This window comes from Methylobacterium sp. AMS5 (genome assembly GCF_001542815.1).
Taxonomy (GTDB): domain Bacteria; phylum Pseudomonadota; class Alphaproteobacteria; order Rhizobiales; family Beijerinckiaceae; genus Methylobacterium.
In genome coordinates, this window is the sequence record NZ_CP006992.1 from 1,465,841 (window position 1) to 1,485,751 (window position 19,911).

The following is a 19,911-nucleotide window of genomic DNA, read 5'->3' on the forward strand; positions in this document are numbered from 1 at the left end:
GGGAAGCCTAGCTCAGAGCCGCGCCAGCAGCCGCTCCGCCAGCGGGTTCTCCGCCGCGAAGGCGTAGTCGATCCGCCGCACGGTGACGGACCGCGCCCCCGCCTGCACCAGGACGTCGGAGAGGTCGAACACCGCGTCGACGGGGCAGCGCATCACGATCTCGCCGTCGGCGCCGCGCGGGGCGCCGTAGGGCAGTTCGGCCTCGTGCAGGCCGGCGAGGGTGGCCAGATCGATCACGCCGGATTCGGGCAGCCCCGCGCGCACCTCGCGGCTGGTGCGGGCGCGCTCCTCCGCCGCGATGCGGCCGAGCACGGTGCGCAAGGCGGCCCGCGCCGTCTCGCCCCAAGGGGCTTTCAGCGACGCGACGAGGTTGGCCTCCGAGCGCAGCATCACCCCGTCATCGAGAATCTTCAGCGCGTTGGCCGCGAGCGTGGTGCCGGTGGTGGTGATGTCGACGATGATCTCCGCCGAGCCCGCCGCCGGCGCGCCCTCGGTGGCGCCCAGGCTCTCGACGATGCGGTAATCGGCGATGCCGGCCTCGGCGAAGAAGCGGCGCGTCAGGTTCACGTATTTGGTGGCGATGCGCATCCGCCGGCCCTGGCGCAGGCGCATTTCGCTCGCCACCTCGTCGAGGTCGCTCATGGCGCGCACGTCGATCCAGGCTTGGGGCACCGCCACGACCACGCTGGCATGGCCGAAGCCGAGCGGCGTCAGCAGTTCGACGCTCGCGCCCGGATCGGGCAGCATCTCGCGGATCAGATCTTCGCCGGTCACGCCGAGATGGGCGGCGCCGCTGGCGAGCTGGCCGGCGATCTCGGAGGCCGAGAGGTAGCGCACCTCGACGCCGGGCAGGCCGGCGAGCGTACCGCGATACTCACGCGCGCCCGCCTTCTGCACGAGCTTGAGGCCCGCACGGGAGAAGAAGGCGCTGGCATTCTCCTGAAGCCGGCCCTTCGAGGGGACGGCGAGAACGAGGGGCGAATCGGTCACGCGGCAACTCCTTCGCTTCCGCCCGTGGTGCCTTCGCCCGTGGTGCCTTGGGCGCAACGCGACAGCCAGAACGCGCAGCCCACCGCCGGCAGCGGCACCGGGCTGCCGAGCTGCTGCAGGAGCCCGTCGTAGCGCCCGCCGCCGACCAGGGTCGGGCCACCCTGAGGACCCGTCACCTCGAAGATGAAGCCGGTATAATAGTCGAGGTTGCGCGCGAACCCGCCGTTGAACCGGAAGCGCTCGACCGGGAGACCCCGCGCCGCCATGAAGCCGGTGCGTTCCTCGAACAGGGCGAGCGCCGCCTCCAACCCTTCGTGGGTCAGCCCCGCCTCGCGCGCCAGCGCCCGCACCGCGGCCACGGCCGCATCGGGATCGCCGGAGATGGCGCAGTAGCGCTCGATCAGTTCGCGGTTCGTCGCGTTGAGGCCGGCGCCCCCATGCGCCTGCGCCGAGGCCTTGGCGAGGAAGCGCTCGGCGATGGCCCCGGCGCTGCGCCCGCCCACCTGCGAGATGCCGGCGATGGACAGCACGTCCTCCACGAAGGCGCGCACGGCCCCGGCATCCTGGCCCTGGATCGCGGCGAGCAGGCCGGCATGGCGATCCTCGGCCTGCACGCTGTTGGCGACCTCGTCGAGGGAGCGCCCGGCGGCGATGGCCCGCAGCGTCCGGCGCTTGGCCACCGGCGGCACGTAGAGGGCGTCGAGGAAGGCGTGGGTCAGGCCCATATCGCCGAGCCGCACGATAACGTCGGAGCGACCGAACAGATCGAGCCCCTCGAGGGCGAGCCCCAGCACCTCGGCATCCGCCGCCGGGGTGTCGGTGCGCCCGATCGATTCGATGCCGCCCTGGACGAACTCGTCGGGCTCGCCCGCCACGAGGCGGAAGACCGGGCCGAGATAGCTGTAATCGGCGCTCTCGCCGGGCCGGGTCGCCTGATGCAGGCGGCAGACCGGAATGGTGAATTCCGGCCGCAGGCACAGTTCGGCCCCGTTGGCGTCCTGCGTCACGAAGATGCGCCGCCGGATGTCCTCGCCCGACAATTCGAGGAACGGCTCCACCGGCTGCAGCACGGGGGGGGACGCGGGCACGTATCCGCAGGCGGAAAAATGCGCCGACAGGCGCACATGGCGCACCACCTCCGCGCCGCTCGGGCCGCCTGCCTCCGGTCTCGTCATCGTCTCGGATCCAGCTTGATTTCGGCCCCCATAGCAATCGCGTCACCGGTTGGCGACCGTGCCGAGGTCTTTCCGCGCGGATCGGACTGCGTAAGAGCCGTAGAATGGGCAGGCAGGGGGGCCGGCTTTCCGCTGACCTCCTCGATTACCAGACCAGCCGCTCGATCACCGCGTCGGGCTTCACCTCCTGGCGCGACAGCCAATCGGCGATGTCGCCGAGGCTGTGATGCTCGGCCGTGACGCCGAGTTCCTCCGCATGGATGCCGCGGGCCACCAGCACCGAGGCGATGCCGTAACCGGCCGCACCGGCGATGTCGGTGCGGATCGCATCGCCCACGGCCACCGTGCGGCGCACATCCGGCGCAGGCATCCGATCGAGTTCCCCGGCCATGGCCAGCGCCGTCTCGTAGACCGGCCGATAGGGTTTGCCCGCATAGACGACCGCGCCGCCGATCGCCTCGTAGGCCTGGGCGATCAGGCCGGCGCAGGGGATGAGCCGCTTGTCGCGCTCGACCACGAGATCGGGGTTGGCGCAGATCATCGGCACCTTGCGCTGGCGGAACGCGGCCAGCGCCTCGCGGTAATCCTCCGCCGTCTCGGTGTCATCGTCGAACAGACCGGTGCAGACGATGCGCTGCGCCTCTGCCGCCGGCACCAGGGTGAGGTCGAGGCGATCGAAGACCGGCGCGTCGCGATCCGGCCCCAGGTGATACACCCGCTCACCCGGATGCTCGGCGATCAGCCGCCGGGTCAGGTCGCCGGAGGTGAGGATCGCGTCGTAGGCCTCCCGCTTCACGCCGTAGCCGTCGAGGATTTTTTGGACGCCTTGCCAGGGGCGAGGGGCGTTCGAGACGAGAATGACGCGACGCGGCCGGAGTCCGGGGAGCCCGCGGAAGCGGATCAGCGCCTCGCCGGCCGCGACATGGCCGCGGGTCCCGTCATGCAGCACGCCCCAGACGTCGCACAGGATCAGGTCGTAGCGCTCGGCGACCGCCTCGAAGTGGCGCAGCGTCGGGACGGAAGGGTGGGTCATCGAAGGATCCGGTCGGGCGGTGTCAGCGGGCTCTATACCCGTCTTCGCGTCTCACTGAAGACCGCCGGCCGGTCCCGCTCGCGCGCCGCCCCTTCCCGCCGGGCGGAAAGGATCGCAAAACATCACCCGAGAAACCGCCCCACCAGCAGCCGGGCGAGATCCCGCGGCGGGTCGGGGGTGAGCACGGCGAGCTTGCGCGAGGTCGAGAGCGAGGCGAGCCCGTGCAGGGCGGCCCAGAGGGCGGCCACCGCCCGGCGGCGCTCGTCGGCGGGGACGATCAGCGGCGCCAGCACCGTATCGACGAGCATGACCGGCTCGGCCAGGGCCGCGGCGTACCAGTCCGGAAACGGCTGGTCCGGCGCGACGAGATGCTCGAACAGCAGGCTCCAGACCCGCGGGTCGGCGGCGACGAAGACGAGATAGGCGTCGGCCAGCGCCAGCGCGTTGTCCCGTGCCGCCCGCTCCGGATCGATCACGGCGCTCAGCGCCGTGTGCAGCCGGGCCAGGGTGCGGGCATTGACCCGCAGGACCACCTGATCGAGGTCGCCCACGGCGTTGTAGATCGAGTTCGGCGCATAGCCGATGGAAGCCGCCAGCCGCCGCATGCCGAGCGCACGATAGCCTTCGTTGCGGACGAGGCTCTCCGCCGCGCCCGCGACCAGGGCGATGAAACCCTCGCGGTCGTGCTCGCCCCGCGGTCCGCTGCCCCGTGCCTTGGGTGCCGCCTCTTTCGCCGCCTCTTTTGCCAATTCGTCTCCGTGCCTGCGCGCCGCCCGTTCCCGTGCCGGTTCGCACGCCTCATCCGGGGTAAATTGCACGCCGTGCAATATCAAGCTTGCGGCCAGCGCGGACCCCGTTCATTTTGAACAACGTGCAAAATACGGATTTGACGCCTTGGCCGTCGGCAGGCAGTCATGCCCGGAGCCGGGAGAGACCACGATGTTCCGCACACTGATGACGACGCGACGCTTCGCGCCGCTGTTCTGGTGCCAATTCTTTTCAGCCTTCAACGACAATTTCCTCAAGAATGCGCTCGCCCTGCTGATCCTGTTTCAGGTCAGCGCGCGGGGGGAGAGTTCGGGCGGGGTGCTGGTGACGCTGGCGAGCGCCGTGTTCATCGGCCCGTTCTTCATCCTGTCTGGCCTCGGCGGGCAGATGGCCGACCGCTACGACAAGGCGGTGCTGGCCAAGCGGCTGAAATTCGCGGAGATTTTCGCGGCCCTGCTCTCGGTGCTCGGCTTCTGGCTGCACTCGGTGCCGCTGCTGTTTGGGGCACTCGGCCTGTTCGGGATCATCGCGGCGCTGTTCGGGCCGATCAAGTACGGCATCCTGCCCGACCACCTGAAGCGCGAGGAGCTCACCGCCGGCAACGCCCTGGTCGAGGCCGCGACCTTCCTCGCGATCCTCCTCGGCACCATCACCGCGGGTCTCGCCATGGCGATGGGCGGCCACGCGCTGGGGCTCGGCGCCGGCTTGATGGGCATGGCGGTGCTGTGCTGGCTCGCCGCCCGGATGATCCCCGCCACCGGCGAAGGTGCACCGGACCTGCGCGTCGACCGCAACGTCGCCCGCTCCACCGCCGAACTCCTGCGCGACCTGTGGTCCGACACGCGGCTGTGGCGCGGCTCGGTGATCGTGAGCTGGTTCTGGCTCGTCGGCGTGGTCATCCTCTCGCTGCTGCCCGTGCTGGTGCGCCAGACCCTCAACGGCACCGAGATCGTCGCCACCACGCTGCTGGCGATCTTCTCCGTCGGCATCGCGGTCGGCTCCGGCCTCGCCTCGTGGCTCGCGAGCGGGCGCATCGTGCTGCTGCCGACGCCCGTCGGCGCGGTGCTGATGGGTCTGTCCGGCCTCGACCTCGCCTGGACGGTCTCGCAGGTGAGCCCGGCCGTGGGCGAGCCGGTCGGCGCCTGGGACTTCATCACCGGCGGCTCGGGCCTGCGCATCGCCGTCGACTTCTTCGGTCTCGCCGTCGCGGGCGGGCTCTATGTCGTGCCCTCGTTTGCCGCGGTGCAGGCCTGGACCGAGAAAGCCAAGCGCGCCCGCGTCATCGGCGCGGTCAACGTGCTGACGGCCGCCTTCATGGTCGCCGGCACCTTGGCGCTCGCGGTGCTTCAAGGCATCGGCCTCTCCACGGCGCAGCTTCTCGGCCTCGTGGCCGTGCTGAACCTGATCGCCGGCGCGGTGATCCTCGTGACCCTGCCGACGAACCCCCTGCGTGACGCCCTCTCGATCCTGTTCCGCGCCTTCTACCGCCTGGAGGTGAAGGGCCTGGAGAACGTGGAGAAGGCCGGCCCGAACGCGATCGTCGCCCTCAACCACGTCTCCTTCCTCGACGCGCCGCTGGCGCTCTCGCTCCTCGACAAGGAGCCCGTCTTCGCCATCGACCACGGCATCGCCCAGCGCTGGTGGGTGAAGCCGTTCCTCAAGGTGACGAAGGCGATGCCGCTCGACCCGACGCGGCCGCTCGCCACCCGCACGCTGATCAACGCGGTCAAGAGCGGCGAGACGCTGATCATCTTCCCCGAGGGCCGGCTCACCGTCACGGGCAGCCTGATGAAGGTCTATGACGGCGCGGGCCTCATCGCCGACAAGTCCGGCGCCATGGTCGTGCCGGTGAAGATCGACGGGCCGGAGCGCACCATCTTCTCGCGCCTGAAGCGCGATCAGGTCCGCCGGGCGTGGTGGCCGAAGGTGACGGTGACGATCATGCCGCCGGTCCGCCTCCACGTCGATCCGGAACTCAAGGGCAAGAACCGCCGTCGCGCCGCCGGTGCGGCCCTCTACGACATCATGTCGGATCTCGTGTTCGAGACCGCCGACATCGACCGCGGCGTCTTCGCCGCCCTGGTCGAGGCGGGCCAGCTTCACGGCTGGCGGCGCACGGCGCTCGAAGACCCGGTCTCGGGCACGATGAGCTATGCCCGACTCGTGATGGGCGCCAACATCCTCGGCCGCAAGCTCCAGGCGCTGCTGCCGGACCCGAAAAAGCCGGTCGGGCTGATGCTGCCCAACGCCAACGGCGCGGCGGTGACGTTCTTCGCGCTGGCCAGCGCCGGCCGCGTGCCGGCGATGATCAACTTCTCCGCCGGGCCCGCCGCGGTGCTCTCGGCCTGCCGGGCGGCGCAGGTCGACACCATCCTCACCTCCCGCGCCTTCATCGAGAAGGGGCGCCTCGGCGCTCTGATCGAGGGCATCCAGGGGACGATCCGCCTGATCTATCTCGAGGACGTGCGGGCTCGCGTCACCACCGGCGACAAGATCCGCGGGTTCTTGGAGCCCCGCCGTCCGCTGGTCGCGCGGCAGGGCCGCGATCCGGCCGCGATCCTGTTCACCTCGGGGAGCGAGGGCACGCCCAAGGGCGTGATGCTCGCCAATCGGGCGATGCTCGCCAACACCGCGCAGGTCGCCGCGCGCATCGATTTCGGGCCGCGCGACAAGGTGTTCAACGTGCTGCCGGTCTTCCACGCCTTCGGGCTGACGGCGGGGCTCGTGCTGCCGCTGATCTCGGGCGTGCCGGTCTACCTCTACCCCTCGCCGCTGCACTACCGGATCGTGCCCGAACTCATCTACGGCACCAACGCCACGGTCCTGTTCGGCACCGACACCTTCCTCACCGGCTACGCGAAGATGGCCCATTCCTACGACCTGCGGAGCCTGCGCTACGTCGTGGCCGGGGCGGAAGCCGTGAAGCAGGCCACCCGCAAGACCTGGGCGGAGAAGTTCGGGCTGCGCATCCTCGAAGGCTACGGCGTCACCGAGTGCGGCCCGGTGCTCGCGCTCAACACGCCGATGTTCAACCGCTTCGGCACCGTCGGCCGGCTGCTGCCGGGGATCGAATCGCGGCTCGAACCGGTGCCCGGCATCGAGGAGGGCGGGCGCCTTATCGTCCGCGGCCCCAACATCATGCTCGGCTACCTGCGGGCGGAGAATCCCGGCGTGCTCGAGCCGCCCGCCGACGGCTGGTACGACACCGGCGACATCGTCGCTCTTGATGCCGACGGCTTCGTGACGATCAAGGGCCGGGCCAAGCGCTTCGCCAAGATCGCCGGCGAGATGGTGTCGCTGGCCAGCGTCGAGGCGCTCGCCGCCGAACTCTGGCCCGACGCCCCGAGCGCGGTGGCCGCCGTGCCCGACGCCCGCAAGGGCGAGCGCCTGATCCTGTTCACGCAGGCCAAGGGCGCGACGCGGGCCGCCTACCAGACCCACGCCAAGAGCCGGGGCGCGGCCGACGTCGCGGTTCCCGCCGAGGTGGTCGTCGTGGAAGGACTGCCGATGCTCGGCACCGGCAAGGTCGATCAGGTCGGCGTCGTCAAACTCGCCAAGGAGCGGGCGGCGACGGCCGAGGCGGCGTGAGGAGCCCGGCGCGGGCGGGCTCTGACCTCGTTTCCGGTTGATGGACTCGGTTCCTCACCCGTCATCGCGAGGCGAGGCGTGAGCGATCCAGGGCACGACCCCTCCGAGTAGGGCGGTGCCCTGGATCGCTTCGCATTCGCTCGCGATGACGGAGGGGGCAAAGACCGGAGCGAGCAACCGGATGCCGTATGATCGGTCCGCCGATCCCGCGCGATCACGGGAGGATCCCGCGATGATGCCGGGCTGAAGCGGTGCAAAAATAAACCATGCTCGGTGGATACGGCGTGGCATGCGCGGTCCGCTCAGGCCGCGCCCGATCAGGGATCCGTCCATGAGCCTCGACCGCCGCCGCTTCCTCGCCTCCTCGCTCGGCCTCGCGATCGCCGGCCCCGCCGCCGCGCAGAGCTACGGCCAGACCTTCAAGGTCGAGAACGACGAGGGCCGGCCGGTCGCCAACATGCGGCTGCCCGGCGAGATCACCGGGCAGATCCAGGAATTGCGCGGCGTCACCTATGTCGGGCCGCGCGAGGCCGAGGTGACCCTCTACGAGTTCTTCGACTACAACTGCCCCTGGTGCCGCAAGGCCGCCGCCGACGTCACGGCGCTCGCCGCCAGCGATCCGGCCCTGCGGATCGGCCTCGTCCACAACCCGATCCTCTCGCCGATGTCGGCCCAGGCCGCCAAGGTCTCGCTCGCCGTTCAGCGCAAGCTCGGCTCGGCCGCCGCCTTCGCCTTCTACGGCCAGTTGCTCGCCACCAAGGGCCAGATCGACGGGAACAAGGCGCTCGACATCGGCGCCAAGGCCGGGGTGAGGCGGGCGGAGCTCGAAGAGATCGCCGACAGCGAGGAGGTGCGCGAGGCGATGCGCGGGCACATGAACGTCGCGGCCAATCTCGGCCTCACCGCGACGCCCTCCTACGTGCTCGGCAACACCGGCGTGCTCGGCCATCCCGGCGTGAAGTCGCTGGCGCGGATGATCGCGGCGATGCGGCGCTGCGACCAGATCGCCTGCGGGTAGGCGTGGCCTTTCGCCGTCGCGTCAGGCGCCGCCGATGAGGATGCCCGTCGCCAGCACGAGGGCGCCGCCGAGCACGATCTGGAAGGCGGCGCGCAGGAACGGCGTCTCCATGTAGCGGTTCTGGATCCAGACGATGGCCCAGAGCTCGAAGAAGACCACGGCGAAGGCGATGCTCGTCGCCAGCCAGAAATTCGGGATCAGGTAGGGCAGCGCGTGGCCGAGGCCGCCGAGCGCGGTCATCACGCCGGAGGCGAGGCCGCGCTTGAGCGGTGAGCCGCGCCCGGAGATCTTGCCGTCGTCGTGCGCGGCTTCCGTAAAGCCCATCGAGATGCCCGCGCCGATCGAGGCCGAGAGCCCGACGAGGAAGGTCGTCCACGGATTCTGGGTGGCGAAGGCGGTGGCGAAGATCGGGGCGAGCGTCGAGACCGAGCCATCCATGAGGCCGGCAAGCCCCGGCTGGACCCAGGTCAGGATAAACTGGCGATGCGCGACCGCGTCCTCCTCGTCGCGGACGGAGCCGCCGAGATGCTCGTCCGTCAGCGCCTCGGCCGCCCGCTCGTGCGCGCTCTCCGCTGCGGCGAGGTCCCCGAGCAGGCGGCGCGTGTCGGCGTCGGTCGAGCGCCGGGCGGCGGCGAGGTAGAAGTCGCGCGCTTGCCGCTCCATCGCGGCGGCCTCCTCGCGGACGCGGTCGAGCCCGAGATTGCGCATCAGCCAGACCGGCTTGCGGCTGTAATAGCCGGCGATGTGCTCGCGCCGAATCGGGATGATGAAGTCGCCGAAGCGCTGCTTGTAGCACGCGATCAGGCGGCGGCGGTGTTCGTCCTCGGCCTCCGCCATCGCGTCGAACAGGGCGGCCGAATGGGGATAGTCTCCGCGCAGGCGCCCGGCATAGGCGCGGTAGATCTGGCCGTCCTCCTCCTCGGAGCCGATCGCCAGCGCCAGGATCTCCTGCTCGCTGAGATCGTCGAACCGTTTCCGGCCGCCGAGCGTCAGCATCGAGAGACGGCTCATCATGGCTCTATCGACTCCGGGGACGGCGCGTTGGAGAGGGGGGGCTGGCCCTACCCCTCCTGCTCCTGCAGCAGCCGGTACTCGCGCCCGTGCCGGCAATAGCCCTCGACGATGTGGCTCATCATCGCGCGCTTGGTCGGGTCGAGGGCGCCGAGGATGCGCGCGGGCCGCCCGCCCCAGAGATGGCCGCCCTCCAGCAACTGGCCCGGATCGGTGGTCGAGCCGCCGGCCAGCATCACGTCGTCGGCCACCACGGTGCCCGGCGCCAGCACCGAGCCGATGCCGATGAGGCTACGGGCGCCGATCCGGCAATCGGCCATGCGCACGTTGTGGCCGATGGTGGTGTCGCGCCCGATCACCACGCCCTCGCCGCGGCTGCGGATCACGGTGTTGTCCTGGATGTTGGTGTCGGCGCCGACCACGATCGGCCCGACCTCCGCGGCAAGTTCGCAGGAGAACAGCACCGTCGATCCGGCGCCCAGCGCGATGCGGCCGGAGAGCCGAGCGGTGCGGGCCACGAACACGCTGGCCTCGGTCTCCTGCGGCTCGGGTGGCGCGGGCGGGCTCGCCGCCTCGCCGGAGGCCTCGCGCAGGCGCTCGGCCCGCTCGGCCAGTTCCTCCGGCGTGACGGCGCGCAGGCGCTTGGCCGGGTTGCCGCCATAGGCGAAGCCGCTCTCGAGCTTCGAGCGGGGGAAGATGGTGGCGCCGGCCTCGATCAGGACGTTGTCGCCGACGACAGCGCCATCGAGGATGATCGCGTCGTCCTCGATCACCACGTCCGAGCCCACGGTGCAGGCATGCACCACCGCGTTGCGGCCGACCGTGACCCGGTCGCCGATCTGCGTCGGCAGCGATTCGGTGGCGATGTGGACGGTGGAGCGGGCCCCGAGCCAGAAGCGCTCGCCCGCGGTGATCGGCTGGCCGTCGCTGCGGATCACGCTGTCGTCGCCGAGCCAGGCCTGGCTCCCGAGGGTGGCGGCGCCGATCACGGTGCTGGCCCGCCCGCACCAGACGGGGCGGCTCGCGAAGACGGGCAGGATGCCGTCGTAGGGCAGGATCAGGTCGGGCGTCACGTCGCGGCTCGCTGTTCGTCGAAACGGCGCCGGTGGCGCGGTCCCATTCTTGAGCCATATAGGCTCACGGGCAAATGGGGTCACGGGCCGGCGCGACAAAGCCGGGGTCGGCCTGTCGGCGCCGCGTACGCGTTCGCGAAGAGTGGGTCATGACGGTCAGCATCCAGTCCGAGCCGTTCGACACCGCCGCCGAGATCGCCCGGATCGAGGCGGACCTGGCCGGGCGGGCGGGGGCGGTCGTGACCTTCTCCGGCCTGTGCCGCGACGAGGCGGGCCGGCTCGCCGCGCTGGAGCTGGAGCACTACCCCGGCATGGCCGAGGCCGAGATCGCCCGCGTGGTGGAGGAGGCGCGTGCCCGCTGGCCGGTCCAGGCCCTGCGGGTGATCCACCGCCACGGGCTGGTGCGGCCGGGCGAAGGCATCGTCCTCGTCGTCAGCGCCTCGCCCCACCGCAAGGCCGCCTTCGCCGCGGCCGACTTCCTGATGGACTACCTCAAGACCCGCGCCCCGTTCTGGAAGCGCGAGCACCTCGCCGACGGCACCACCGGCGGCTGGGTCGCGGCGACGGAGGCCGACGCCGCCGCCGCCCAAGCCTGGGCGTGATACCCATTTGATTGTCCCGGGGTCTCCTGCGGCCCCGCATGAACCGCGAACGGATCCCCCGAACCATGACGGCTCCCCCTTTCAGCCCGCCGGCCAACCCGCCGGGCGCGCGGCGCCTCGCGGCCGCGGGCATCGCGGTCGTGGCCTTTGCCGCCGCCCTCTGGCTCGCCTGGACCGCGGCGGCGACGCTGCTGCTGATCTTTTCCGGCATCCTGTTCGCCGTCTTCCTCGACGGGTTGACGCGGGGCCTGGGCTACCTGCTGCCGATCGGGCGCGGCTGGCGCCTCACGCTCGTCTGCCTCGTCCTCGCTGCCCTCGCCCTCGGGCTCTCGGCCTTCGGCGGCACCACCGTGGCGAGCCAGGCGCGCGACCTCGGCACCACGGTGCGCCAGCAATCGGAGACCGTGCGCGACTGGCTGAAGGAGCGCGGCGTCGAGATCGACCTGTCGCAGGGCGCGCCCGCAGGCGACGGTCAGGGCGGTGAGGGCAAGGACAAGAAGGAGGGTGGCCTCGCCGGCCTCGCCTCGGGCGCCCTCAAGAGCCCCGGCTCGCTCCTGTCGGATGCCGGCAGCGTGCTCGGGCCGGCGGCGAGCGTGGTGCTGGCGCTGTTCAACGCGCTGGGCAACGTCCTCGTCATCGTCTTCCTCGGCGTCGCCGTCGCCGCCGACCCGGGGAGCTACCGCGACGGCGCCCTGCGGCTCGTGCCCCGGCGCCACCGCGAGAAGGGTGCGCGCGTCCTCGACGGGTCGGGCGAGACCCTGCGGCACTGGCTGTTCGGGCAGCTCGTGACCATGGCCGCGATCTTCCTGCTGACCTGGGCGGGCTTGAGCTTCCTCGGGATCGGCGGCGCGCTGATCCTCGGGCTCCAGGCGGGCCTGCTCGCCTTCGTGCCGACCATCGGGCCGTTGATCGCGGGTCTGGTGATCGTGCTGAGCAGCCTCGCTTCGGGGCTGAACGGATTGCTCGGGGCGCTCGGCGTCTACCTCGCGGTGCAGGCGGCGGAGAGCTACGGGCTCACCCCGTTCATCCAGCGCCGCGCCCTCGACCTGCCGGCAGCGACGATCTTCGCCGGCCAGCTCCTGCTCGGCGTGCTGTTCGGCCTGTGGGGCGTGGCGCTCGCGCTGCCGCTCGTGGCCGTGATCAAGGTGCTGCTGGAAGAACTCTACATCGAGGACGGGGCCGAAGCGGAGGCCTGACGGTCCGCTCCGGCTGATCGCCGCGCAAGGTGCGGAGCCCCCCTCTCCCCGCTTGCGGTGAGAGGGGAACCGACGGCTCCCGAAGTCATCATCAGGAAACCGTACAGCGGTCCGCTCCGGCCCCGGTCGTCTTACGGCGCCGTGTTACGGCGCCATGTCGGGGACCGGCTTGACGGTCCCCATCTCGGCCGCGGGCGTCGGCTGGGCCGGAGCCCCGATCTGCGGCGGCGGGGTGAGCTGCAGGTGCTCGCTGGTATAGGCCAGCGCCTGCTGCACCCGCTGCGGATCGTCGTTCAGCCGCGTGCCGTAGCTCGGCACGATCTGGCGGATCTTCGCCTGCCACTCGGGGCTGGCGACCTTCTGCGCAAACACCTTCTCCAGCACGTTCAGCATGATCGGCGCGGCGGTGGAGGCGCCCGGCGAGGCGCCGAGCAGGGCGGCGATGCTGCCGTCCTTGGCGCTCACGACCTCGGTGCCGAGCTTGAGCACGCCGCCCTTCTCCGGGTCGCGCTTGATGATCTGCACGCGCTGCCCGGCCTGGACGAGGCGCCACTCGTCCGTCTTCGCGTCGGGGAAGTACTCGCGCAGGGCTTGGTGGCGGTCCTCGTCGGAGAGCATCACTTGGCCGGCGAGGTACTCGATCAGCGGGTACTGCTCGACGCCGACGCGGACCATCGGCCAGACATTGCTGGTCGTGGTCGAGGTCAGCAGGTCGAAATACGAGCCTTCCTTCAGGAACTTGGTCGAGAAGGTCGCGAACGGTCCGAACAGGATCACGCGCTTGCCGTCGAGCATCCGCGTGTCGAGATGCGGCACGGACATCGGCGGCGAGCCGACCGAGGCCTTGCCGTAGGCCTTGGCGAGGTGGCGCAGGGCCACGTCCTGGTTCTCGGTGACGAGGAACGAGCCGCCGACGGGGAAGCCGCCATAGTCGTCGGCCTCGGGAATGCCGGAGGCCTGAAGCAGGTGCAGGGCGCCGCCGCCCGCGCCGATGAACACGAACCGGGCATCGACCGTGTGGCGGCTGCCGTCCTTCAGGTTCTTCGACGTGACGCGCCAGGTCCCGTCCTTGTTACGCTCGAAGCTCTCGACCTCGGTGGAGAGGCGAAGGTCGAACTTCGGGCCGTTCTTCAGCGAGGCGATGTACTGGCGGGTCACCTCGCCCCATTCGCAATCGGTGCCGAGCGGCGACCAGGTGGCGGCGACCTTCTGCTTCGGGTCGCGCCCCTCCATCATCACGGGGACCCACTTCTTGAGCTGCTCGGGGTCGGTCGAGAACTCCATCCCGGCAAACAGCGGGCTCGCCTTCAGCGCCTCGTAGCGCTTGCGCAGGAAGGTGATGTTGTCGTCGCCCCAGACGAAGCTCATGTGGGGCGTGGAATTGATGAAGGAGCGGGGGTTCTTCAGCACGCCCTTTTGGACCTGCCAGGCCATGAACTGGCGCGTGACCTGGAAGGCCTCGTTGATCTCGACGGCCTTGTCGATCTGGACGTTCCCCTTGGAATCCTCCGGGGTGTAGTTCAGCTCCGCCAGGGCCGAGTGGCCGGTGCCGGCGTTGTTCCAGCCGTTGGAGCTTTCCAGCGCCACGCCGTCGAGCCGCTCGACCATCTCCAGCGACCAGTCGGGCTCGAGTTCGCGCAGCCACACGCCGAGCGTCGCGCTCATGATGCCGCCGCCGATCAGCAGGACATCGACCTTGCGGGGCTCGCCCGCGGCGAGCAGGGGCGAACCCGGCAGAGCCGTCGCCGCCAAACCCGCCAATGCGCCGCCGAGAACATGACGCCGGTTCATCGGCATCAGATTATGCTGCACATTGGCGGGGCGGATGTGCAGTTTATCGTCATTATTCATTTTATTTTTCGCGCCGCTCAAAAATTTATTGGCCCGACAGGTCCGCTACAATACGCTCGGGCGAGCGACAACCCATCGATTACATGGCTGCCATGCCCTGAAATTTTGAACACTTGCAGCCGATTGTCAGGCCAACCCCAGGTCGCCCATCGCCCATTTTATGAACCCGTGGGCAAGCCCTCAGCGCGCCGCCGAGCGCTCCACCCGACGGACGCTGCCCAGCAGGGCGCGGGCGGCCCGGTGGCGGACGGCGCCGGTCTCGCAGGTCTTGCAGATCACCCCGAGAAAGCGGCCGTCGATCACGGTCTCGGCGAACAGGCCCGACTTGAACCGCGGCGCCGCCTCGGTCTCGACCGCAAACCACTCGCGGGCGCCGAATCGCTCGGGCCCGAGCGGCCGGCGGATCGTGGCGCCCGGGCTCGTGCTCTTCAGGACCGCGCGCAGGCGGAAGTAGCGGGAGAGCGGTGCGGTGTAGAGCCCGGTAAGCCTGGCCGCGTCGTCCGCGCCCTCGACCGGGGCGGTTCGCAGGCGCAGGGTGCAGGCCTCCTTGGTGCGGGCGCAGGCCGGCGTCTCGCACACGATCCGCACGACGCGCCGGCCGCGGGCGTCGCCAGGATCCTCATCGGCATCCTCCAGCACCCAGCCCGGCGGCAGGTCGAGCGTGAAGCCCTGGTCGAGGCGCAGCGTCGTCGGTCCCGGAAGGGCCTTCTCCGCGTCGGTGCTCGCCTCCGGTGCGGGTTCCTCGGTGGTGGTCGGCATCTCCTCGGCCCGGGCCGGAGCGATGCCGAGCAGGCACGACAGGAGAAGAGCCGCAGGGCCGTGGCGAAAAAGATCGGTCATCGGGCGCGAGCCTCCGGGACGTGGCGTTCGATCAGGGCCTCGGCGCGGGCGCGCGCCTCCGGCTCGAAGATCCGCAGCGGCACGGGCAGCACCTCGTCCCAGCGCATCGGCAGGATCATCAGGTCGCCGGCCTGCGCGCGCCCGCGGAACAGCGGCCAGCCGAGATGAGCGTGCGCCCCGTCCTTCGCGGTGACGATGCCGGTCTCGCCGATCGCGATCTCGGCCTCGCCGGGCGGCGCCTCGGCTTCGAGCCGACGGGCGAGATCACCCGCGAACCAGCGGCGCGCGTAAGCGTGGACCGCGAAGAACCCTGCGATCACCACGGCGGTGAAGGCGGCGGGCTTCCAGAAGTCGCTGGCGATCATCTCTGCGAAGAGCGGCAGCGTATCGGACAGTGGCACCCGGTAGGGATCGATCGCCCAGAGCATCAGGAGCAGGGCGGGATAGAGCAGGGACAGGCCGAGGAGCCACGCGGCAGCCCCGGTGAGCCGGGCGCGGCGAGCCCAGGGATTCTCCAGGCTGCGCAGGATGAGCGGCACCCGCTCCTGCGCGGTCAGGCGCATCGTGGCGCGCACGGAATCGGGCCCCGTCTCCGGTTCGGCCGGCGGCGGGGCGGGGGCGGGCCGGTCGGCGCAGGCCTCGACCCAGCGGCGGATGCCCGCGAGGGTCTCCGCGCTCAGGGACGCCTTGGGCAGGACGATCGGCACCTCGCCGATCTGCGTCGTCAAGAAGAGGTGGTGCCGGTCTTCCGCGAGGCCGCCGATGCGCGGCCAGGGTACGAAGCTCACGAGATCCGGCGCGGTCTGGGTCAGACCGGCCCCGTCGAGACGGTAGCGCACGGGGACCGGACCCGGATCGTGGCCGTCGCCGCCCGGTGGCCCCATCAGGGCCCGCACCCGGCGGCGGGCGAACCAGGGGTGGAGTGCGTGATTCGCGAGCAGGGCCAGCGCGATCAGCCCGAGGCCGGCGGCGAGCGGCAGCCAGTCGAAGCCCGGCAGGTCGCGCCAGAGTGCCGAAAGGCTGCGCCGGCCGCCGGACGTCGCCCAGGCCGAGACCGCGCCGAGCAGGGCGAGGAACCACAGCACCGGCAGGCCGAGGGTGAGGATGCGCCGCCGCTGCGCCGCGAGCGGCCCCCTCTGCGCGTAGAGGTTGCCCGTGACCCGGTGCTCGAAGGTGAGCGGGGCCTCGAAGCTCAGCGGCGCCTCCGGGACGGGCGGGCGGGCGGAGATGGCGGGGACGACGGGCAGGAAGAGCCTCCCGGGTTTCAGGTTTCGAGGAGACCGGAGCGCTCAGCCGTCGCGGGCGGCGGCCGGGACCGCGGCGATGCCGGCGCCGGCGGCCCAGGCGGCGAGATCCTGCTTGCGGATCGCCGCCGCCATCATGTCGGGGAAGAGATCCGGCGTGCAGGCGAAGGCGGGCACGCCGAGTGCGGCGAGCCGCGCGGCCAGCCCCCGGTCGTAGGCCGGCGCGCCCTCGTCGGAGAGAGCGAGCAAGGCCACCACCTGCACGCCGGCCGCAACGAGGCGCTGGGCCTGGGCGAGCAAGCCGGCCTCGACCCCGCCCTCGTACAGGTCGGAGATCAGCACCAGCACCGTGTCCTCCGGCCGGGTGATGCGCGAGGCGCAGTAGCCGACCGCCCGGTTGATGTCGGTGCCGCCGCCGAGCTGGACCGAGAACAGCACCTCGACCGGATCGTCCATCGCGTCGGAGAGATCGACCACCTCGGTGTCGAACACCACGAGCCGGGTCGAGACGGCCGGCAGCGAGGCCATCACCGCACCGAAGATCGATGAGTAGACCACGGAATTGGCCATCGAGCCCGACTGGTCGATGCACAGGATCACGTCTTTGAGCGATCCGCGGCTCTTGCGCCCGTGGCCGAGGCGGGTCTCGGGGATGATGGTGCGATACTCCGCCTGATAGTGGCGCAGGTTCGCCCGGATGGTGCGGTTCCAGTCGATCTCGGCGTGGCGCGGGCGGCGGTTGAGGCTGGCGCGGTCGATCGCCCCGGTCACGGCCTGCCGCAGCGGCTCCTCCAGCCGCTTCATCAACGCGTCCACGACCTTGCGCACGACGAGCCGCGCCGTCTCCTTGGTGCGGCCGCCGAGCAGGCCGCGCATCGAGATCAGGGTCGAGACGAGGCTGACGTCGGGCTGGACCGCCTCCAGCATCTCCGGCTCGGTCAGCATCCGCTTGAGGTCGAGCCGCTCGAAGGCGTCGCGCTGCATCACCTGCACCACGGAGGCCGGGAAGTAGTCGCGGATGTCGCCGAGCCAGCGCGGCACGGAGGGCGCGGAGGCGCCGAGACCCCCCTTGCGGTCCGAATCGTAGAGGGCGCCCATCGCCCGGTCGAGGCGCCCGTCGCGCTCGGTGAGGGTGCAGCCGGTGCCCTCGGCCGCCCCGCCGCCGAGCACGAGGCGCCAGCGGCGCAGGCGTTCCGCTTCGCGCGCACTCATGCGGCGTCTCCCGTGGTTTCGTCCACCGTGCCGGCAGGCTCGGGGCCGAGCAGCAGGCGCAGGATCGGCAGCACCTTGGCCGCCCGCGCCGCGTCGAAGCCCTGGGCGCCTTCCGCCTCGCCGGGAGCGGCCCCGCCCGGCCGGGCCAGGGCCTCGCCGACCGCCCGGCGCTCGGCCGGCGCCAGGGTCGCGAAGGTGCGGCGCACCAGCGGCAGCAACTCGGTGAAGAGATCCGCGTCGAGGCCGCAGAGCCATTCATCGACCACCGCGAGCAATTCGCGCCCATGGATCAGCACGGTGCCGCTATCCTCCAGAAACCCCTCGATCCAGGCGGCGGCCGGTCCCGCACCCGAGGCCCGCGACAGGGCAAGGCGCAGGCGCTCGCCGGCCGCATCCGCTGCAATGGCGCGGTCGTCGAACAGCAGGCGCACGGCGCGGCCGACGACGCGGCCGTGGACATGCTCCTGATCGGCCAGCGCCTGCAACGCCTCCCCCCAGACCGCCTTCAACGCCGGCTCCTCGATCAGCGCGACCGCGCCGGAGACGGCGACGATGCGCGCCTTGGCGGCGCTCGCCGCGTCGTCGTCGAGGCTCTGGCAGGCGGCGACGAGCCCGGCGGCGGCGCGGGGCACGAGGCCCCGCACCACGGCGAGCACGGGTTCGGTGTCGGAGGAGCGCACCGAGCCGTAGCGGGCGAGTTCGGCGAGCGGGGGCAGCGCGTCCATCAGGTCGAACACGTCGGCCGAGACCGCGGCGCGGTCGGTGAGCGCGCGGATCACCTCCGCCGTGGCCCCGGCGAGATCGGCGTCGAGCAGGGTGCCGATCAGGCCGGAAAGCTCGGCGACGCGGGTCGCCTCCCGCGCGCGGACCCGCACCCGGCCGGCGGCGGCCTCGGCGACGGTGCCGCCCTCGGCCGAGGCCGCCACCAGCTCCACCACCCATTCCGGCTGCCACGCCAGGAACCAGCCCTCCTTGAAGGTGCCGCGCCCGCGCGCCTCGCGCCGCTCCCCCCAGGGGATGCCGATCAGGGTCAGCCGGTTGAGGAAATGGCTGCGGGCGAGATCCGTCTCCTTGCGCAGGTCGAGGGTGATCTCGCCGGCGGAAGCGCCCGGCTTGAGGCGCAGGCGCCGGCACTGCGCCTCGAAATCCGCCTCGACCGGGGTGCCGGGGCTGTCCGGCGGGGTGGCGCCGAGGCGCTCGCCAATGACGAGCTTGCGCCGGATCAGCCCCATCGGCGCCGGGTCGGCAAAGCAGAGCGTGGCCTGGGCGGCCTCATCGAGATCGTCGAGGGAGGGCCGCGACCGGCCGCGGAAACCCGCCAGCGCCTCGGCGAGCCGGGCCGCCTCGATCACCGAGGCCGGCGAGGCGTCGAGATCGGCCTCCCGCAGCAGGGCGGCGGCGCGGGCGAGCCAGCGGGCGGCGACCCGACCCTCGTGGTGCCACAGGGTGTCGTACCATTCCGGCGAGAGCACCCCGGCGCGGTAGCCGGAGGCGAAGGCGAGGCGCTCGTAGGACCAGGGTGCCCAGGCGGCGGCGACCTTGGTCTTGGGCAGGTTCTTCAGGGTCGCGGCATCGGCGCCGGCCTGGCCCCTGGCGTCGTGGCGGGCGAGCGCCGGCACGTGCCACGCGCCGCAGACCACGGCGATGCGCGCGAACCCCTCCTTGGCCGCCCGCCGGATCGCGCTGCGCATATGCGCCTCGCGCGCCTCCTCGCGGAAGGCCTCGTCGGGGTCGGTCCCGGCGCCCTCGCGCAGGGCCGCCATCGCCTCGCCGATCGCGGCGAACACGTCGCCGTCGGCGCCCGCGCGGCTCTCGACCAGCGCGTCCCACCAGCGCTCGCCGTCCGGGTAGCCGGCGAGTGCCGCGAGTTCGCCGAGCGGATCGCGCCGGATCGCGGCCGGTGCCGGCCCGTCCCCGGACGGGGTTTCGGCCGCCTCGGAGACCGGCTCCGCATCGATCGGTGCGGCCTCCGGCGCGCCGAAGCCGTCGGCGAGCTGGATCGCGTGCGGCAGGTCGATGAAGCGCAGGGTCGCGCCCGCCGCGATGCCGAAGCGCATCGCCACCCATTCGGGCGAGAAGGCCGCGAAGGGAAAGAAGGCGCATTCGCGCGGCCGGTCCGGCCGGTAGACGAGGAGCGCGACGGGGGGCGCCATGCCCTCCTGCGCGACGAGCGGGATCAGCGCGTCGGCGTCCGGCGGCCCCTCGATCAGCAGGCAATCGGGGTTGAGCGCGTCGAGCGCCGCCTTGAGCGAGCGGGCCGAGCCGGGGCCGTGGTGGCGGATGCCGAAGAGGCGGATATCGGGCATCGCT

General features: G+C 71.5%; 15 protein-coding genes. 4 read left to right on the forward strand and 11 right to left on the reverse strand.

Annotated elements, in window-relative coordinates; genetic code table 11:
- Positions 1-12 precede the first annotated feature (12 nt).
- The 4 genes from hisG to Y590_RS06710 form a co-directional block, all read right to left on the reverse strand.
- Positions 13-990, reverse strand: coding sequence for an ATP phosphoribosyltransferase (hisG, locus tag Y590_RS06695; RefSeq protein WP_060769165.1), 978 nt, complete (start codon positions 988-990; stop codon positions 13-15).
- Entirely contained in the window at positions 987-2,165 is a 1,179-nt protein-coding gene (locus Y590_RS06700; protein ID WP_060769166.1) for an ATP phosphoribosyltransferase regulatory subunit, read from the reverse strand. The genes hisG and Y590_RS06700 overlap by 4 nt, the downstream gene beginning before the upstream one ends.
- A 145-nt stretch (positions 2,166-2,310) precedes the next feature.
- Positions 2,311-3,198 carry a TIGR01459 family HAD-type hydrolase gene (locus Y590_RS06705; protein ID WP_060769167.1) on the reverse strand — a complete coding sequence of 296 codons (888 nt, stop codon included), beginning with the start codon at positions 3,196-3,198 and terminating at the stop codon, positions 2,311-2,313.
- A gap of 122 nt (positions 3,199-3,320) precedes the next feature.
- Positions 3,321-3,803, reverse strand: a complete 483-nt coding sequence (locus Y590_RS06710) for a TetR-like C-terminal domain-containing protein (protein ID WP_502689513.1) — start codon at positions 3,801-3,803, stop codon at positions 3,321-3,323.
- Positions 3,804-4,137: 334 nt separating this feature from the next.
- On the opposite strand from Y590_RS06710, the gene Y590_RS06715 reads away from it, so the two are divergent.
- Both Y590_RS06715 and Y590_RS06720 read left to right on the forward strand, forming a co-directional pair.
- The gene (locus Y590_RS06715) at positions 4,138-7,554 is read left to right on the forward strand and encodes an acyl-[ACP]--phospholipid O-acyltransferase (RefSeq protein WP_060769169.1); all 3,417 of its coding nucleotides are present in this window, start codon (positions 4,138-4,140) and stop codon (positions 7,552-7,554) included.
- A gap of 331 nt (positions 7,555-7,885) precedes the next feature.
- The gene (locus tag Y590_RS06720; protein WP_060772190.1) at positions 7,886-8,572 is read left to right on the forward strand and encodes a DsbA family protein; all 687 of its coding nucleotides are present in this window, start codon (positions 7,886-7,888) and stop codon (positions 8,570-8,572) included.
- Between the two features lie 21 nt (positions 8,573-8,593).
- Here Y590_RS06720 and mbfA read toward each other — a convergent pair whose 3' ends face one another.
- Positions 8,594-9,586: an iron exporter MbfA gene (gene mbfA, locus Y590_RS06725; protein ID WP_060769170.1), complete on the reverse strand. Its 993-nt coding sequence runs from the start codon at positions 9,584-9,586 to the stop codon at positions 8,594-8,596.
- Between the two features lie 47 nt (positions 9,587-9,633).
- Positions 9,634-10,656 (reverse strand): gamma carbonic anhydrase family protein, encoded by a 1,023-nt coding sequence (locus tag Y590_RS06730; protein WP_060769171.1) that lies wholly within the window; start codon positions 10,654-10,656, stop codon positions 9,634-9,636.
- Positions 10,657-10,805: 149 nt separating this feature from the next.
- Between Y590_RS06730 and Y590_RS06735 the strand changes: the two genes are divergently transcribed.
- Together Y590_RS06735 and Y590_RS06740 are read left to right on the forward strand one after the other, a co-directional pair.
- A complete protein-coding gene (locus tag Y590_RS06735; RefSeq protein WP_060769172.1) occupies positions 10,806-11,258 on the forward strand; it encodes a molybdenum cofactor biosynthesis protein MoaE in 453 nt (150 codons plus the stop codon).
- 65 nt (positions 11,259-11,323) lie between these two features.
- The gene (locus Y590_RS06740; protein ID WP_060769173.1) at positions 11,324-12,454 is read left to right on the forward strand and encodes an AI-2E family transporter; all 1,131 of its coding nucleotides are present in this window, start codon (positions 11,324-11,326) and stop codon (positions 12,452-12,454) included.
- Between the two features lie 144 nt (positions 12,455-12,598).
- On the opposite strand, the gene mqo is transcribed toward Y590_RS06740, so the two are convergent.
- From mqo to Y590_RS06765, 5 genes are all read right to left on the reverse strand, one after another.
- Entirely contained in the window at positions 12,599-14,305 is a 1,707-nt protein-coding gene (gene mqo / locus Y590_RS06745) for a malate dehydrogenase (quinone) (protein WP_502689508.1), read from the reverse strand.
- 180 nt (positions 14,306-14,485) lie between these two features.
- Positions 14,486-15,145 carry a hypothetical protein gene (locus tag Y590_RS06750; RefSeq protein ID WP_060769174.1) on the reverse strand — a complete coding sequence of 220 codons (660 nt, stop codon included), beginning with the start codon at positions 15,143-15,145 and terminating at the stop codon, positions 14,486-14,488.
- On the reverse strand, positions 15,142-16,230 hold the full coding sequence (locus tag Y590_RS06755) for a YcxB family protein (RefSeq protein ID WP_060769175.1): 1,089 nt from the start codon (positions 16,228-16,230) through the stop codon (positions 15,142-15,144). Before Y590_RS06755 ends, Y590_RS06750 begins: the two co-directional genes overlap by 4 nt.
- A gap of 204 nt (positions 16,231-16,434) precedes the next feature.
- Positions 16,435-17,601, reverse strand: coding sequence for a VWA domain-containing protein (locus tag Y590_RS06760; RefSeq protein WP_060769176.1), 1,167 nt, complete (start codon positions 17,599-17,601; stop codon positions 16,435-16,437).
- Positions 17,598-19,907 (reverse strand): DUF5682 family protein, encoded by a 2,310-nt coding sequence (locus Y590_RS06765; RefSeq protein WP_201026776.1) that lies wholly within the window; start codon positions 19,905-19,907, stop codon positions 17,598-17,600. Before Y590_RS06765 ends, Y590_RS06760 begins: the two co-directional genes overlap by 4 nt.
- Between the last annotated feature and the right edge of the window lie 4 nt (positions 19,908-19,911).